Below are 17,478 nucleotides of genomic sequence, written 5' to 3'. Positions count from 1 at the left end.
GGAAAGGGCCGGCGCAAAAGCCGGCCCTTGGGTGCGGACTATTGATTGGAGGACTGGAAGTCGCGAAGCTGTTCGTTGCCGCGTGCCACGACGGAATCGAGCGCTTCCTTGGCCGTTTTCTTGCCCGACAGAAGAGCGGCAAATTCATCGTCGATGATGCCGCGGACCTGTACGTAGTTTCCGAAGCGGATGCCCTTCGAATTTTCCGTAGGGGTTACGCGCGTCAGCTGCTTGATGCCGATATCAGCGCCGGGGTTCTTGTCGTAATAGCCCTGCTCCTGTCCGAGCTTGTAAGCAGCTTCGGTGATCGGCAGGTAGCCGGAGAACTGATGCCAGTCGGCCTGGACTTCGGGCTTTTGCAGATAGCTGTAGAACTTTGCGACACCCTTGTATTCTTCCTCGGGCCGCCCCTTGAGCGTCCACAGCGTGGCACCGCCGATGATCGAGTTCAAAGGCTGCTCGATGACATCATTATAGTATGGGAGAGGCGCAAACCCGACTTCGAAGCCCTTGGCATTGTTCACGACACCAGCCCGGCCTGCGGACGAATTCATGTACATGGCGCATTCCTGCGAATAGAACATCGGCGGGGCGTTATCGCCGCCGCCAGGCCCGCCGAACTTGAACAGGCCTTCGTCCTGCCATTTTTTCAGATTGCCCCAATGGCGAACCGTCAGCTCGTTGTTGAAGGTGAATTCGGCGTCGAGACCACCAAAACCGTTGGCCTTGGTCGAATAGGGCTTGTCATGCAGTGCATTGAGGTTCTCGGTCTGGATCCAGGAGATCCAGGCGCTAGTAAACCCGCATTTGGCCGCGCCCGATTGCATGATCTTGCGCGAAAATGCCTCGACATCGGCCCAGGTCTTAGGTGGCGTTTGAGGATCAAGTCCCGCTTTTTTGAAGACATCCTTGTTGTAATACATGATCGGGGTCGAGGAATTGAACGGCAAGGACAGGACATTTCCGTTCGTGTCCGAATAATATCCTACGACGGGAGCGATGAACTTGCTCTGGTCCCAAGCTTCCCCTTCGTCCTTCATGAGTTCGTAGACGGGATAGATGGCGCCTTGCGCTGCCATCATCGTTCCGGTTCCCACCTCGTAGACCTGAACGATTGCCGGCTGCTGGTTGGCGCGGAAAGCAGCAATGGCTCCGGTAAGGGTCTCGTCATAGGTTCCCTTGAAGACGGGGACGATCTCATAATCGGTCTGCGACGCGTTGAAGTTCTTGGCGATTTCCTCAAGCTTGGCGCCGTTCTCGCCACCCATCGCGTGCCACCATTGTATCTTGGTCGCCGCCATGGCTGGCACAGTCAAAGACAGGCTGAGCAGGCCCGCAGACAGATAATAAGCAGCCTTATTCATCTCTCACTCCCAATGTTGATGTTTGGAGCCTCCCGCTCCGAACGCCGCACAACCCTACCAGCTGACCTTCCTATTGCAACAAGGAAATGTTCAAATGAACATCTTCGACACGTCTTCGAGCAAAAGAAGCGTCAAAACGCGGGGAATATGTTGGCATTAAGGAGCAACATCCCCCCTGGCTGAAAACGGGAAGCTCTCTGGAGGGTGCCGGCCCAAAGAGCGAAGACCGGAATGTTCAAATGAACATTGGCGGCGGGAACATTTCGGACTACTGTATCCACTGTCGCGCCGTTGCCATTGCGACGGCGTCTCGGTGTCATTGCCGTCCCCTGCGGGCCTTACTAGGTGCTTGATTGAGCTTTGGGAGATATGACTTGCCTGCCGCTGGACGGCGGACTGCGCATTTAGCAGGAATGAATTTCGGTCCGATGTCGTCCTATGCGGCGTTTGGACAGATTGAGGTGATGGCGCATGATGAAAATCGCTCGGAGCAGAAATCGGGGCGTTCTCACACGATCGCGGCGGCGTCAGCCAGACGAATGCCATCGACGACGACTAGTTCCGGCGGAATACGATTCCTCCACCGCACACGTCCGCCGCTGGGCAGCCCCCTCCGCCGATTCCCAATATTCGGCCTGAGGTACCGGTGCAGCTGATCGCGCCGCTGGTAACGCAACGAATGGGCGCGGAGACAATCGCTTCTGATGGGCCGCGCAGTGCTTTAGTATATTCCGGGCCTGGCGCACGGGGAGGTGCGTCAGAGGGCGGCGTCAACGGACCACCGCCCGGCGTCTGGGGTCGCATCTTTGGCGCCAACAGCGATCTTGGTCCCATCGGGCGTTATTTTGAGGGTTGCGCCGATACTGACGGAGGGTCTGCCTTAAAAGGCGCACGATTTGAACGAACAAACGCCGTGCTCACGCATTTATATTCCATGGGGCGTTTGAGACTAAATGGAGAATGCCATGAAGAAAATTATTAGCAGTCTGTTGATCGCGACGGCCCTGCTGGGCGCAGCCATTCAGCCTGCTGCCGCGCGCGACCATCATCACCACGACAATACGGGGCGCATCATTGCCGGCGGCGTTGCCGCAGGTGTTGTGGGCGGCCTGGTCGGTGGTGCGCTCGCCAATAGCGGACCGCGTTATGTCGAGGGTCCTCGTTATTATGATGCAGGCCCGCCGCCTCCGAGATGCTGGTATGAGGACCGTGATGTCCGGAACCATTACGATGGCGGCTATCATACGGAAACAGTGCGGGTCTGCGACTAGCCATCCGCCGACCCATGGCCGGTTAACCCAGGTCTTGTAGCGGCGCTGGCTCGATCATTCGTCACTGCCGCTGAACTCTGCCCCTTTGTCGAGATTGCATCCGGCAATCTCGACTTTCCACGACAGCTGAGATCAACGAGCGCCGCCGTCCGTCGCTGCGAAATCTGATGCCTTTGCGAGCGATTTTATTCCTCTGTCATTCGCGTCGAGAACGATGTCGATACTTGGCTGGTCAACGGCTCGCGGAGCCTCTTTTCAACGGTCCGCGTCCTCACGCCGGCTCCTTAGCGATGCCTTTCGTTCCTCCGGAAAATCCCGCGGAATTCAAAGCCAGCGCTTTCGTCGGTGCTCGGGTGTCGATTTACTGCCATTGCTTCTCTATACAGTGGTAGGGAAAGCCGATGAGCAACGGCCCGTAATGAACGACACGAAGGCGACGAAAAAAGACCGCATGCGCTTCGTGAGCGCCGAACCGGTGGCGCAACTCGCCGGCGTTTCCCGCTCGGCGGTCTCGCGTACACACCCGGGGCAAGCGTTGCGCCGGCAACGCGCGAGAAAGTGCTGCGCGCTTTCGAGGAGCTCGGCTACCACGTCAACGATCTCGCGCGGCGTACTTGCGAACCAGAGTCGCCTCGTCGGTTGCCACCAGCCGGAAGTCGGCTTTCGTGCGCATCTCGCCGCAGCACTTGCCAAATTACTTATTCAGCGTGGCAGCATCCCTATCCTCATCGATACCGGCCAGACCGAAGACGAACTACTGCTCGCCCAGAAGATGCTGATCGGCCGTCGCGCAGAAGCAATCGCCATTTCTCCGGCTGACCGCCCGCAAGTTCCTTCCAGCTCGCGCAGCGCAACGGTCAGCCGCCATCGTCATCGGCTGTTCCGAACCGGACGCCAATCATGTGCGTGCCGAAATTCGGAAGCCTCGCGCAAGGCGGCAACAGTGTTTTTCGAGGCTGGACCGCGCCGGTTGGCGGTCGCCGGCTCCAACACGGGCACGCCGAGCATGATCGAGCGCGAAAGCGCTTTCTTGCCGATCGCCGAAGGACTCGACGCCGAGGTCTTCACTCGGTCGCCGAGCGGATTCGGATTACGAGAGCGCATGACCGCGGGCCGCGCGCCGTTTTCGAAAACCGTGCGCCGGACGTCGGAGAGGCTTCCTCCTAGGCGCCGCCATACGCTTCCCCGGCAGCCCGTCCCATGCAAAGAGACCCGGCACCGTTCGTGCCGGGGCTTTCGACATTAAAACCCTCAAGCGCCGCGTGGTACGGCGTCACGCTGTTTGCGCGCCATCATCATGGCAACCGCAAATACGAGCAGGGCGCCGGCGGCAAGGCAGACCGCCAGGAAGAACATCGGCGCAATCGTGCTTCCGGTTTCGTCCTTGATCCATGGCACGGCGTTCTGGGCGATGAAGCCGCCAAGATTGCCGACGGAATTGATGGCGGCGAGACCTGCCGCGGCGCCCGCTCCTTTCAGGAAGCGGGAGGGCAGGCTCCAGAAGACCGGTTGCGGCGCGAAGATGCCGGCTGCAGCAATGCAGAGAAAGATGAACTGTAGCGTGTTATTGGGAAGGAGCGCCGAGAGCAGCAGGCAAGCCGCACCGATGAAGGCCGGGATGACGATATAAGGCGTCTTCGCCTTCACTTTGTCGGCGGCAGCCGGCACCGCCCAGAGGGCGATCGCCACCAGTATCCACGGAATGATATTGAGGAAACCGTTCACGGTGTTGCTGACGCCGAAGGCCTTCACGATGGTCGGCAGCCAATAGCTGAGGCCATAGGCGGCCAGCGGAAAGGCGATGTAGCAGAGCGCCATCAACAGGACACGGGGGTCGATCAGCGCCTTGAAGCCGTTTTCGGCATTGTGGTCCATGCCGGAATTCTCTGATGCGAGCCGGTCTGCTAACCAGCTCTTCTCCTCACCACTGAGGAAGCTCGCATTCTCGGGCCGATCCCAGAGATAGAAGAAGGTAACGACACCGGCGATCACAGCCGGAATACCCGTCGCCAGGAAGACCCATTGCCAACCGGCATGGCCAAGGAAACCATCGAGATCGAGCAGCATGCCGCCAACAGGAGCGCCGACGGCGTTGGCGAGCGCACTGAAGATCATGAAGAGCCCCACCATGCGGCCGCGATAGTCCGACGGGAACCAGAGCGTCAGGAGATAGAGGACACCCGGAAAGAAGCCTGCTTCGCAGACGCCGAGCAGGAAGCGCAGGATATAGAACATCGGCGCGTTCTGCGTATAGGAAAGCAGGATGGTGACGATGCCCCAGGAGACCAGAATACGCGCGAACCAGACACGCGCGCCGAACTTTTCAAGAAACAGGTTGCTCGGCACTTCAAAAAGGAAATAGCCGATGAAAAAGAGAGAGGCGCCAAGCCCATAGGCATATTCGCTCATACCGAGAGCGTCGACCATTTGCAGCTTGGCGAAACTGACGTTCTGACGATCGATATAAGCAATGAGGTAAAGGATTCCGAGGAATGGCATGAGCCGCCAGGTAATTTTCGAGATCAACTGCTGTTCGTTGACCATGCAAATTCTCCAAATGATTGTTGATTTTCCCTTTGATAGATAGCCGCATAGGGACGATTATCAATCGCACCGAACGGAGAGGTGTTGTCGCTGCATTGACAAGCGATATGTCGACAGTCAAGCGTATGAGAGCGGAAGCCATCCTCCTGCCCGTGTCTCCAGAGAGATCATCATGCCCCTGTCCTCCCCCCGCGATTTCCTGACGAGCCTGTTTTCGACAGCCGTGCGCGCCGCCGATCCGCTGACCGGCATCACCGCGCATCTGCCGAAAAAACCAAAGGGCAAGACGGTGGTGATCGGCGCCGGCAAGGGTGCTGCGCAGATGGCGCGTGCGCTGGAAAGCGTGTGGAATGGGCCACTCGAAGGCGTGGTCGCCACCCGCTATGGCTATGGTTGCGAAACAAAACACATCGAGATCATCGAAGCCGCCCACCCCGTTCCGGATGCAGCCGGCCTCGCCGCCTCCAGGCGGCTGACGGAAGCCGTTGCCGGACTGAGCGAAAACGATCTCGTCATCGCCCTGATCTGCGGCGGCGGCTCAGCACTGCTGCCCTCTCCGCCCGAAGGCCTGACGTTGCAGGACGAGATCCTGCTCAACGAGCTGCTGCTCGCCTCCGGCGCGCCGATCTCGGCCATGAACGTCGTGCGTAAGCATCTTTCCACCATCAAGGGCGGCCGGCTTGCCGCCGCGACCAAAGCCCGGGTCGTCAGCCTGATCGTCTCCGATATTCCCGGAGACAACCCCGCCCATGTCGCCTCAGGGCCGACCGTCCCCGACAACTCGACCCGGCATGACGCGCTTCAGATCATACAGCAATACAGTCTCAAGCTCCCGCAGTCAGCCATTGATCATCTGAACTCCTCGAAAGCCGATGCGCCGCGGCCGGACGATCCGGTCTTTGTCCGTCACGAACATCATATCATCGCTTCGGCCGGCGTATCGCTCGAAGCCGCAGCCGCGCTCGCCCGCGCGCAAGGCATTGCGCCGGCGATTCTGTCGGATTCCGTCGAAGGGGAATCACGCGACGTGGCGCTGGTGCATGCGGCGATTGCCCGAGAAGTCGCCGGACGCGACCGGCCGTTCAGCAAGCCGGTTGTCATCCTCTCCGGCGGTGAGACGACGGTGACCTTACGCGCCAAGGGCGGCAAGGGCGGACGCAACGGCGAGTTCGCGCTCGCTTTGGCGCTGGCGATCGACGGCTATGACGGCGTTCACGTGCTTGCGGCCGATACCGATGGGATCGACGGTTCGGAGAAGAATGCCGGTGCCTTTGCCGATGGTGGCACGGTCAAGCGGCTGCGCGCAGCCGGCTTCGGCCCGCGCCACCTGCTCGACACCAATGACAGCTATTCCGGCTTCAAGGCCATCGGCGACCTGTTCGAAACTGGCCCGACAGGCACCAATGTCAACGACTTCAGGGCAATCCTGATCGTCTGACCGCTCGCCTCCGAAAGTCCCCGCGGCTTACCGCTTTACCGGTGCGTTCTCGGGTAGGGATTTGGCTTTGGCGGCGTCCAGTCGGCGAGCGTCGCCGGATCGGCCTTCCAGATTTCGACCTTCAGCGGATGGCAGGCAGCTGCATCGCTGGAATGGCCTGCACCGCAATCGCCACCCGGGCAGGCCGATAAGGCGCCGATAAGATCGATCTCTGCAAAGAATTCGATGAAATCTCCTGGCCGAACGGGACTGGCCTTCATGAAATATCGGTGTGTATCCTTGGTGAAGCCGGTGCACATGAAAACGTTGAGCACATCATGCACATGCATCTCTGCCTGCTCAAGCGGCATGCTCCTGTCGGCGGCAAGCGCTCGGGTCAGGTTCGAATGGCAGCAGTGATGGTAGTTGTCGCCCTTCAGCAACCGGTTGGTATAGGGATCGCAACGGGTGCCGATAACATCATGAACGCCGGCGCCATCATCGTCCCAGCCGTACCAGCCGAGGCTGTCATAGGTGATGGTCGCCATGGGGCGCAGGTATGGCAGCGTGCTCCAGAGACGATCACCGACACCGACATGCGTGGCATGCAGTGCCCTCGTCTTGCCGCTGAAAAACCGTTCGGTGAGATCCGCGGCGTTCCACAGATTGAGGTCGCCGACCTGCGGGCCGTCCACGCTGACGATTCGAAAAAAATGCCCCTGCGGAACATGGAAGCTGCCTGCTTCGCGCGGCGGCACGATCGTTTCACCGACCTTCGTCAATGTTTGGCGGGCTGTCTCAAGAAGACTGAGATCGGCCGACGGCAGTGTCTCGACGGGATAGACGACGACGGGCGGTGCCGAGCGTCGCTCGGCTGCGTCAGAAGGAACTGGCATTTTCGACTGCTTCGGCATCCTGATTTCCGTTTTACTGGCAATCGGCACGCGGCATGCCGCCGCGCCCCACGATAAGTTGCGATCACTCTTAACGAGGCTACGCCTTTGGGCAACCGAGATGATCCTTGCCCTTTGAGCAAGTTTTACTTAGTCATACCATATGAGAAATTTCCCCCTCGCATCGTTGCGGGCTTTCGAAGCCGCCGCGCGCCACGAAAGTTTCGTCAGGGCGGCGGACGAGTTGAATTTGAAATCCGCCGGCATCAGCCAACATGTGAGAGCGATGGAGAACTGGCTTCGCGTTCCCCTGTTTTTGCGCCATAGCCGCGGCGTGACACTGACGGCTGCCGGCAGGGAATTCGGCGCAGCGGCCACGCATGCGCTAGCCCACATCGAAGTCGCCGCTGGGCAATTGCGGCTGGAGGCAAACAGTCGGCCGGTCAGTGTTGCCTGTATTCCTTCCATGGCGGTGCGCTGGCTCATTCCGCAATTGCCTCGGTTGAGAGCGGCCTATCCCGAAATCCGGATCAATATTGTCTATGCGCTCGATGCCAGGACACCGGAGGCGGCAGGCGCCGACCTCCTGATCTGCCACGGCCCCCGGCCGAGTGCCGGCGCGATCAAGCTCCTGAATGCCGAGACCAGACCCACCTGCTCGGCGGGATTTCTCGCTCAGCGCGGTCCGTTTCACGCGCCGGTCGACCTGCTTGCCTGCGAACTCCTGCATGACGAGACGACCGACGCCTGGGCGCGCTGGTTGTCAAGCGCGGGCATTCATTCCGCACCGAAAGCCGGGCCTGTCTTTGCCGATTTCAATCTCATGATCGGTTCGTTGATCAGCGGTCAGGGTATCGGCCTTTGCCCGACTGCGTTGATCGCAGAAGAGATCGCCGCGGGCACCCTCGTTTCCCTCTTCGAAAGGGCGTCCGATATGGACAAGGCCTACTGGCTGATCGAGGCGAAGGGGCTCTCACGCGAGGCAGGAATCCTGCGTGATTGGTTGCTGGTGACAAGACAGGACAATGGCTGACCGCCCGGTCAGGCTTTGGCCCGTTTGAGAACAGGCCCATCCTCCGACATCATCTGCCAAGTGTTGCGACCATCGGCCTTGGCGCGATAGAGCGCCCGGTCCGCCTCCTGCATGAGCGCTTCGCCATCGGACCCGTCGGCGGCGGCAATGCCGATGCTCACTCCAAGCCGGATGGCAAGACCGTTGATGGCGAAAGGCTCCTCGAAGGAGGCGATACAGCGTTCGGCCAGGTCAACCGACTCGGCTCTCTCGCCGGTCATCAGGATTGCAAATTCATCGCCGCCGAGGCGGGCAACCAGATGCTCTCGTGCCTGTATCTGCAGCCGCTTGGCGACACTCTTTAGCACTTCATCGCCGGCCGCATGGCCAAACGTGTCGTTGACGGGCTTGAACCCATCCAGATCCAGATAGCAGATGACGACCTTTTCCCGCTGCCCCGACACAAGCGCACCTGCGAGCGCCTTGTAGAACTGCATTCTATTCGGCAAGCCCGTGAGAACATCATGATGCGCCAAGCGATTGGCTTCGGCCTCTGCAAGAATTCTGTCGCTGACATCGGCCACGGTGAGCAGCAACCGGCGCTCGGAGCCCTCGTAAAGCAGCCGGACATAGATCAGCACATGGCGCTCCAATCCCTCACGCGTCGTCTGACGCCAGATCGTTCGCGCATCGCAGTGACCTTCCAGGTCGAGCAAAGCCTTCTCGAAAGCGTGGACTTCGCCTTCAGCATGCATGTCGCACGCCCGCTTCGACAGAAGGTCCGAACGCTGGAAGCCGTAGAAATCAACGGCTGCCTTGTTGGCCTGAAGAATGGCGAGGCTGTTGCCATCGCATAGAAGCATGGGCATTGGATTGGCATCGAACAATTGGCGGAGCCAGTCCTCCCGCTGCTTGAGGTCGGTAATATCGATACGCATGCCGATCGCGCCGCCGTCGGGCGTGCGCCGGTCGTCGTGGCGCAGCCACCGGCCATCCCGCAACTGCTGCTCCTCTTGCGCAACAGGCTGATGGAATTTCTTCATGCGCTCTCTGAACCAGGCTTCCTTGTCCTCGACAAGTTCGCGCATCTCGCCGCCGGCAAGACTGATCCTCAAAATTTCTTCAAAGGCAATACCGGGCCTAAGGTGCTCCGCAATGTCAGCATAAAGCTCGGCATATTTCTGGTTCCAGAGCACATAGCGGTCACTCGCGTCGAAAACGCAGACCGCCTCCGGCAACATCTCGATGACATAACGCAGGCGCAAATTGGCCTCGCGCGCCGCATAGCCTGCCGGGCGCTCGGCATCGGCAGGTTCGAGGAAAATCACCGTGGCCGCCTTCGTACCAACCGGCCAGTTCATCACCCGCACGCGGCATAGTTGACGATGACCGAAGCGATCGCAGACGAAGGCAGTGGAGACACCCGAAAGCAAGGGCCATTCCGGCATAAATCGGGCGATATCCATGCCGACAAGCCTGTCTTCGAGATGGATAAGCTTCCCGGCTTCATTGACAAAGATGATGCGGCCGGCAGTGTCGAGCACGAGCACCGTCATCGGACATGCCTGCAGGAATGCGAGGATCTCGGCACCAAGCATCGTTATCTCAACCGTAAAGCCGCGTTAGCGGATCTTTCGGACGTGACTTTAACAGCGGAACGTAAAGGAATGTAACCATTCTGCACCGAAGGAGGTTTTCATCTACTCTCCGAAGCAAGACAGGGTTTCTGGAAAGTTAAGAGAAAGTCCGGTTGTAGGTTTATGTTACGAAAGGCTGGGGGATTGTATCGGCTTCGCTGCTCTGACCTCGATCTCATCGAAACTTCAGACCACGTCTTCTCGCCCGTACCGAAACTAAACCTGTCTGCGGCAAGCGACGTCGGCACCCATCTGGTCTTTTCCCTTGGTATGATTTTTCATGAACCGGCGAACGAAAGGAATAAATAGTCTATAGATTCTATAGAAAATTAGACACCCTCTCTGTCATCGCTCCCTGCCCATTGCAACCATAAACGGGAAACATCGACGATGACACTGGCAAAGACATTGGGAACGGCTGTGCTTGGCCTCGGCCTCATCTCCCTCGGCATGTTCGGCAACGCGGTGGCCGAAACGAGCGCACCACTGCTCGACAAGGTGCCACCGGAAACGGTTCTGACAGTCGGTGACCCGGTCACGCAGAAAGCTCTAGAGGTTTCCGGTCTCATTAAGGAACTGACCTTTGAGGTCAAATGGGCCAATCTCAGCGGCGGCCCACAAACCTCGGAGGCCTTCCGCGCCCACGCGCTCGACGTCGGCTCCGTCGCCGAAATCCCCTCGATCTTCGCGAACTGGAACAATCTGCCGGTCCGCAATATCGCCTATCGCGAACGGAAGGACCCGATTGCCAATCCGATCTACCGTTTTGGCATAGCACCCGGTGTCGACGTCAAGTCGCTGGCAGATTTCCGCGGCAAGCGCATCGCCTTCAGCCCCGGCCAGGCGCAGGGCACCCTCGTCCTTCGCGCGCTCCATGCCGCGGGACTGACGAAGAAGGACGCCACCCTCGTCGAACTGCCGAGCACGGGCGATGTCTATCCAAAGGCACTGGCAAGCAAGCAGGTCGATATCGCGCCCCTCGGCGGCGTCTATATCCGTCGTTATATCGCTCAATACGGTCGGGAGGGCGCCACCCTCATCGAACATGGCCTGCGGGACGACCCGTCGCATCTCTATGCACCGCAATGGGTGCTGGATGATCCTGCCAAAGCGGCCGCTCTCGCCCAATATGTCCGCCTCTGGGCACGCGCCACCGAATGGATCGATCAGCATCCCGACATCTGGATCAAGGAATATTATATCGGCCAGCAGGGCCTGAGCCGCGAGGATGCCGAATTTCTCGTCGAGCTCGCCGGCACGCAGGTGATCCCCGATAGCTGGGCCGACGTGAAAAAGCGCCACCAGGACACCATCAACCTGCTGGCTGGAGAGCTCGGCTACAAGCCGTTCGACGTCGAAAAGATCTTCGACAACCGCTTCGAAAAAGTCGCTGCATCCGCTCTGAGCAGGAGCCAGTGACCAGCGTGCCGTCCCAACAGGCATAGATTGAGGAGATCGGAAGCATGGCAACCACTTGGGATGCAGATAACGTCAAGACACGATGGACGTCGGCGCGCGAAAGCGTTGCCGTGCGCGCGGCGCCGAAGCCGGGCCACGCCCGCGCCCGCCGCAGGCTCGGCCCCGGACGCGAAATACCCTTCGGACTGCAGATCGGTCCGGCCCTGCTGGTGCTGGCATGGGTTGCCGGGTCGGGGCTCGGATGGATCGATCCGCGCATTCTCTCGGCACCCTGGACGGTCGTCGAGGCCTTCGGGCGTCTGATCGCCGAGGGCCGCCTGCAGGACAATTTCGTAACATCTGCGACCCGTGCGCTGCTCGGCCTCAGCATCGGCCTGGTCGTCGGCACCGCCCTCGCGCTCATCGCCGGCCTGTCGCGCATCGGCGAGGCGCTAATCGACGGACCGATCCAGATCAAACGCGCTATCCCGACACTGGCGCTGATCCCGCTTTTCATTCTTTGGTTCGGGATTGGCGAAGGCATGAAGGTCACGACCATCGTGCTCGCCGTCGTCATTCCAATCTATATCCACACGCATAATGCCCTGCGCAGCATCGACAGCCGCTATGTCGAGCTCGCGGAAACCCTACGCATGAGCCAGAGGGATTTCATCTTCCACGTCGTGCTACCGGGTGCTCTGCCCGGTTTTCTCCTCGGCCTGCGCTTTGCCGTCACCCTGTGCTGGGTGTCGCTCGTGGTAGTCGAACAGATCAATTCCACCAGCGGCCTCGGCTATATGATCGACCTCGCCCGCACCTACGGCCAGACCGACGTCATCCTCGTCGGCCTCGTGGTCTATGTGCTGCTCGGTCTCGTTTCGGATGGCATCGTCCGCCTCATCGAACGGAGGGCCCTCAAATGGCGCCGCACCCTGGCCAACTGAAACCTGCCGTCCACGTCGAAAAGCTCGTTCGCCGCTTTGCGGCAAAGACGATCCTCGACGGCGTCGATCTCGATATTGGAGAGGGCGAGTTCGTTGCCCTGCTCGGAAAGAGCGGTTCGGGCAAGAGCACCTTTCTGCGTGCCCTTGCCGGTCTCGATCATGAGGTCGAGGGAACCGGCGCGCTGGAGACGCCCGAAAGGCTTTCGGTGGTGTTCCAGGATGCGCGACTGCTGCCATGGCGTACAACCATCCAGAATGTCACGCTCGGTCTGCCGGGCGGCGCCGGACAGGAAGCCGGTCGCAAGGCGCTCGCCGAAGTCGGTCTCGAAGGACGGGAAACGGCCTGGCCAAACCAGCTATCGGGCGGCGAGCAGCAGAGGGTGGCCCTTGCCCGTTCGCTGGTACGGGAGCCGGCCCTGCTTCTCGCCGACGAGCCGTTCGGCGCCCTCGACGCGCTGACCCGGCTGAAAATGCATGACCTCTTGCGCGAACTCTGCGCCAGGCACCGTCCCGCCGTTCTCCTCGTTACCCATGATGTCGATGAGGCGATCTCGCTCGCCGACCGGATCCTGGTGCTCGACGAAGGGCGTTTCGTCGAAGATCTGCACATCGATCTGCCGGCGCCCCGTGATCACGGCGATCGGCGTTTCGCACAAATCCGGACCCAACTGCTTGGCCGGCTCGGGGTGAATGTTCCCGGCCGCCGCGCTGCCTGAAACTCAACGGAGATCATCATGGCTAGTCAGAAAAGACAGATGCGGCTTGGCGCATTCATCATGGCAACGGGCCATCACATCGCCGCCTGGCGCCACCCCGATGCGCAGGCCGATGCCGGCCTCAACATCGATCACTATCGCGAGCTCGCGCAAACTGCCGAGCGCGGCAAATTCGATTTGGTCTTCGTTGCCGATAGCCCGGCCGGCTGGGAGCGGGCAAAAGATCCCGAGGCGCTGCGCCGAACGGCGCAAGGCGCTCATTTCGAGCCGGTCACGCTGTGGGCGGCGCTCTCGCAGGTAACAAGCCATATCGGCTTTGTCGCAACCGCCTCCACCACCTATGAAGACCCCTATCTGCTTGCCCGCAAGTTCGCTTCGCTCGACTATATTTCCAAGGGACGGGCAGCATGGAACGTCGTCACCACGGGAGCGGATGTCTCCAAGAACTTCTCAATCCCCGGACATCCCGCCCATGCTGACCGTTATGCGCGTGCTGAGGAATTCGTCGATCTGGTGAAGGGTTTGTGGGATTCCTATGAGGATGACGCCTTCATCCGCGACAAGGAAAGCGGCGTCTATCTCGATCCCGACAAAGTGCATCAGCTCGACCATAAGGGCCAGTTCTTCACCGTCAGCGGTCCCCTGAATGTCGGCCGCCCGGTTCAGGGTTATCCCGTCATCGTCCAGGCCGGCGCATCCGAACCGGGGCGCGAGCTCGCGGCGCGTACTGCCGAAATGATCTTTACCGCCAACCAGACGCTGGAAGACGCCCAGGAATTCTATTCGGACGTCAAGGGACGGCTTGCCCGCTACGGGCGTAGCTCCGACGAGCTGCTGATCAGTCCCGGCATCTTTCCCGTCCTCGGCGGCACGCAGGCTGAGGCCAAGGCGAATTACGACTACATCCAGTCGCTCGTTCACCCCTCGGTCGCCTGGAATATCCTGTCCCGCCATTATAAGGGCGTCGATCTCTCCGGCTACTCCCTCGACGATCCGGCCCCGCCGCTGCCTGACACGACCGAACTCAACAAGAGCCGTCTGAAACTGGTCACCGACCTCGTCTCCCGCAACAACATGACGCTGCGAGAATTCTATCTGGCGGTCGCCACGGCTCGCGGACATCGCACCGTCGTCGGTACGCCGGAACAGGTGGCCGACGCGATGCAGGAATGGTTCGACAATGGTGCGGCCGATGCCTTCAACATCATGCCGCCGATCCTGCCGACAGGACTGACGGATTTCGTCGATCAGGTCGTGCCGATCCTGCGCAAGCGCGGTCTTTTCCGCGAGGAATATGAGGGCACGACGCTGCGCGAGAACCTCGGCCTGCGGCGTCCCGCAAACGCGCTCGCACTCAAGGCCCGGCAGAGCGAAGCGGCTCGCGCAGCGGGATAGTTTCTTGTTTCTGCCACGCAGGCGACAGGGCTCGAATTGGAGCCCCGTCGCCCATCCTTCGAACCGGTAAAAACCGCAGGCGCATCGCATGAGCAGCAACCCGGAATTCCTCTGTTATATCCCCAATGCCGTCAAAGCCGGCCACCGCGGCGATTCCGCGGTCGAAAACCACAACAGCCTGGAAACGCTGACGAGCCACGCCAAGGCGCTTGAAGAGCATGGCTGGAAGGGCGCGCTCATCGGCACTGGCTGGGGCCGCCCGGACACCTTCACGGTCGCAACGGCTCTTGCGGCCCGCACGACCACTTTCGAACCGCTGATTGCAATCCGCCCCGGCTATTGGCGGCCGGCCAATTTCGCCTCGGCGGCTGCCTCTCTGGATCACCTCACCGGCGGACGCGTGCGTGTCAACATCGTCTCGGGCAAGGACAATCTTGCCGCCTATGGCGACAACGAGGGTGATCAGGCCCATCGCTACGCCCGCACCAAGGAGTTCATGCGCCTGGTGCGAAGGCTCTGGACCGAAGAAAATGTCACCTATGCAGGTGAACATTTCGGGGTCAGCGACTCCACTGTCGTGCCGCGCATCGAAGCCCGCGGAGTGCGCCGTCACCCGAAACTCTATTTCGGTGGGGCATCGGAAGCAGCCGAGCGAGTTTCGGCCACAGAGGCCGATATCCAGCTGTTCTGGGGGGAGCCGCTTGACGGCGTAAGGGAGCGGATAGAGCGTCTGAAGCAGCTTAGCCGCGACCTCGACCGCGATCTGCCGCCGCTTGAATTTGGACTAAGGATCACGACACTCGTCCGCGACACGACGGAAGAGGCCTGGGCCGATGCCGAAGCCAAGGTGGCCGAAATGGCAAAAAATAACGGTGTCGGCTGGCATGATCACCAACGGGCGGTCGCCGTCGGCCAGCAGCGCCTGCTCGACCTGCATCAGCGCGGCGAAGTGCTCGACGACAATCTCTACACCACGCCCGGCAAGTTCGGTGGTGGTGGTGCGGGCACCACCTGGCTGGTGGGCTCCGCTGCGGATGTCGCCCGCTCGCTGCGCAAATACCAGGCGCTCGGCATCAGCCATTTCGTGCTTTCCGACACGCCCTATCTCTCCGAGATCAAGCGCCAGGGGGAGCAACTATTGCCTTTGTTGAGAGTTGTCGCACCCTCCGCCGCGGATCTACAAGCAAGACATCAAGCCGACGTCGCCCAAGCGCTCGCGTGAGCTCACCCGGCCGTCTCCGACCGGTGTTGGTTGCTGCAGATCGTCTGGTTGATATGTGCTGGACAGGTGCCTCAATGGGCGCCTGCGCCTCCGCCAGCCTGTGGCTTTTTGGTGAGAAGCAGAGCAATTGCCGCCAGAGCCAGCACCACGCCGATGACAGCAAACGTATCGCTGAAGCCCATGATCAGCGCCTGGCGCTTGACGACCTGACCAAGCGCGACGATCGCCTTCTGCGATGCGACCGCCGGATCGGTGACACCATGCTGGGTGAAATAACCTGTGAGCTGGGTCAGGCGGTCGCGGACTTCATCACGGGTCAACGTAATCGACTGGCCGATGATGTTGGAATGGAACTGCTCCCGCTTCGTCAGGATCGTGCCGAGCGAGGCCGTGCCGACCGCGCCACCGAGATTGCGCAGCATATTCGTGAGGCCCGAGGCGGCGGCGGCATCTGCGGGCGCAATGCCGGCCGTGGTAATGGCCGTGATCGGGGTCAGCACCAGGGCCTGGCCGATGGCGCGCACAATATTCGGGATCCAGAACTGGTCGCCGGCATTGTTGGCCGAGAGCGTGATGTTCATGAAGCAACTGATCGCAAAGATCGAGATACCAAGGAAGCCGATATAGCGAGCGTCGAAACGCTTCATCAGAACCGGCACGAGCGGGATGAGCAGCAGCTGCGGCAAGCCGGTCCAGGCAAGCACATTGCCGATCTGCTCGGCATTGTAGCGCTGCACCTGGCCGAGATATTGCGGCAGGATATACACCGTGCCGAAGAGCGCCACGCCAACCAGCACATTGACCAAGACGCCGATGCCGAAGTTGCGTTGCGTCAACAACCGCAGCTTGACCAGCGGCTTCTTGACCGTCAGCTCGATCCAGATGAAGGCGGCAAGAAAGACGAAGGCGACGATGCTGAGCTTGACGATGAAGGGCGAGGAGAACCAGTCATCCTTATTGCCTTCCTCGAGCACGGTCTGCAGCGCCGAAAGGCCGATCGCCATGGTGATGATGCCGGCCCAATCCCCTTCCTTCAGGAGATGAAGCTGCATCGGCTGCTTGTCGAGCGTCAAGGCAAGAGCTGCCGCCATGATAAGGCTCGGGATGGTGTTGATGAAGAATATCGTCTGCCATCCGTAATTTTCCGTCAGGTAACCGCCGATCGTCGGGCCGATGGCCGGAGCGAAGGTGACCGACAGGGCAAATATGGCAAGGCCAAGCGGCTGCTGCCCCTTCGGCAGCTTGGTCAGCACCATGGTGAAGGCCATAGGGATCAGCACGCCGCCGGCAAAGCCCTGCAGGCCGCGCAGCAGGATCATCGTGCCGAGGTCATGGGCGAAGGCACAAGCCATCGAGAAGAGCGGGAAGAGGATGGAATTGACGAGAATATAACGGCGGAACGAAAAGACATTGCTGAAATAGGCCGTCAGCGGTATGACGACGATCTCGCCGATCAGGTATGACGTGGAAATCCAGGCGCCGTTGTCGACGCCCGTCCCGATGCCGCCCTCGATATCGAGAAGCGAGGCATTGGTAATCTGGATATTGAGGATCGCCATGAAGGCACCGATCATGCCGGCGAGGACGGCGATCCATTCTTTGGCGCTGGCGCTCGGCTGCGGCGTAGCGCCTGATGTTGCTGCGATACTGGACATGACACGATCT

Annotated in this window: 12 protein-coding genes and 2 pseudogenes; 9 read left to right on the top strand and 5 right to left on the bottom strand. The window is 60.4% G+C overall.

Annotation, left to right across the window (positions count from 1 at the left end):
- Positions 1-38: 38 nt before the first annotated feature.
- On the bottom strand, positions 39-1,364 hold the full coding sequence (gene ugpB / locus EV281_RS17165) for a sn-glycerol-3-phosphate ABC transporter substrate-binding protein UgpB (RefSeq protein WP_132654444.1): 1,326 nt from the start codon (positions 1,362-1,364) through the stop codon (positions 39-41).
- Between the two features lie 965 nt (positions 1,365-2,329).
- Here ugpB and EV281_RS17160 point away from each other — a divergent pair.
- Entirely contained in the window at positions 2,330-2,635 is a 306-nt protein-coding gene (locus EV281_RS17160) for a hypothetical protein (RefSeq protein WP_132654442.1), read from the top strand.
- A 418-nt stretch (positions 2,636-3,053) separates the two neighbouring features.
- A pseudogene (locus tag EV281_RS17155) lies at positions 3,054-3,732 on the top strand (LacI family DNA-binding transcriptional regulator); the annotation flags it as partial.
- A 154-nt stretch (positions 3,733-3,886) separates the two neighbouring features.
- On the opposite strand, the gene EV281_RS17150 reads toward EV281_RS17155, so the two are convergent.
- On the bottom strand, positions 3,887-5,179 hold the full coding sequence (locus tag EV281_RS17150) for an MFS transporter (protein ID WP_132654440.1): 1,293 nt from the start codon (positions 5,177-5,179) through the stop codon (positions 3,887-3,889).
- A gap of 172 nt (positions 5,180-5,351) precedes the next feature.
- On the opposite strand from EV281_RS17150, the gene EV281_RS17145 reads away from it, so the two are divergent.
- Positions 5,352-6,617, top strand: coding sequence for a glycerate kinase (locus EV281_RS17145; protein ID WP_132654438.1), 1,266 nt, complete (start codon positions 5,352-5,354; stop codon positions 6,615-6,617).
- A 35-nt stretch (positions 6,618-6,652) separates the two neighbouring features.
- On the opposite strand, the gene EV281_RS17140 is transcribed toward EV281_RS17145, so the two are convergent.
- A complete protein-coding gene (locus EV281_RS17140; RefSeq protein ID WP_245508295.1) occupies positions 6,653-7,492 on the bottom strand; it encodes a DUF1989 domain-containing protein in 840 nt (279 codons plus the stop codon).
- A 160-nt stretch (positions 7,493-7,652) separates the two neighbouring features.
- Here EV281_RS17140 and EV281_RS17135 point away from each other — a divergent pair, with 160 nt between their 5' ends.
- Positions 7,653-8,522 carry a LysR substrate-binding domain-containing protein gene (locus tag EV281_RS17135; RefSeq protein ID WP_132654434.1) on the top strand — a complete coding sequence of 290 codons (870 nt, stop codon included), beginning with the start codon at positions 7,653-7,655 and terminating at the stop codon, positions 8,520-8,522.
- A gap of 8 nt (positions 8,523-8,530) precedes the next feature.
- Here the strand turns inward: EV281_RS17135 and EV281_RS17130 are convergent, their stop codons facing one another.
- Positions 8,531-10,099, bottom strand: a complete 1,569-nt coding sequence (locus EV281_RS17130; RefSeq protein ID WP_245508294.1) for a diguanylate cyclase — start codon at positions 10,097-10,099, stop codon at positions 8,531-8,533.
- A 429-nt stretch (positions 10,100-10,528) separates the two neighbouring features.
- Between EV281_RS17130 and EV281_RS17125 the strand changes: the two genes are divergently transcribed.
- From EV281_RS17125 to EV281_RS17105, 5 genes and pseudogenes are all read left to right on the top strand, one after another.
- Entirely contained in the window at positions 10,529-11,557 is a 1,029-nt protein-coding gene (locus EV281_RS17125; RefSeq protein WP_132654432.1) for an ABC transporter substrate-binding protein, read from the top strand.
- Positions 11,558-11,601: 44 nt separating this feature from the next.
- Positions 11,602-12,480 (top strand): ABC transporter permease, encoded by an 879-nt coding sequence (locus EV281_RS17120; RefSeq protein ID WP_132654430.1) that lies wholly within the window; start codon positions 11,602-11,604, stop codon positions 12,478-12,480.
- The gene (locus EV281_RS17115; RefSeq protein ID WP_132654428.1) at positions 12,456-13,196 is read left to right on the top strand and encodes an ABC transporter ATP-binding protein; all 741 of its coding nucleotides are present in this window, start codon (positions 12,456-12,458) and stop codon (positions 13,194-13,196) included. Before EV281_RS17120 ends, EV281_RS17115 begins: the two co-directional genes overlap by 25 nt.
- An 18-nt stretch (positions 13,197-13,214) precedes the next feature.
- Positions 13,215-14,591, top strand: coding sequence for an LLM class flavin-dependent oxidoreductase (locus tag EV281_RS17110; RefSeq protein WP_132654426.1), 1,377 nt, complete (start codon positions 13,215-13,217; stop codon positions 14,589-14,591).
- Positions 14,592-14,679: 88 nt separating this feature from the next.
- A pseudogene (locus EV281_RS17105) lies at positions 14,680-15,744 on the top strand (LLM class flavin-dependent oxidoreductase); the annotation flags it as partial.
- A 140-nt stretch (positions 15,745-15,884) separates the two neighbouring features.
- On the opposite strand, the gene EV281_RS17100 reads toward EV281_RS17105, so the two are convergent.
- Positions 15,885-17,468 carry a DHA2 family efflux MFS transporter permease subunit gene (locus EV281_RS17100; protein ID WP_132654424.1) on the bottom strand — a complete coding sequence of 528 codons (1,584 nt, stop codon included), beginning with the start codon at positions 17,466-17,468 and terminating at the stop codon, positions 15,885-15,887.
- Positions 17,469-17,478: the final 10 nt, after the last annotated feature.

It is taken from the genome of Rhizobium sp. BK418, from assembly GCF_004341105.1.
GTDB lineage: Bacteria > Pseudomonadota > Alphaproteobacteria > Rhizobiales > Rhizobiaceae > Rhizobium.
This window is presented reverse-complemented; position numbering and strand designations above follow the sequence as displayed.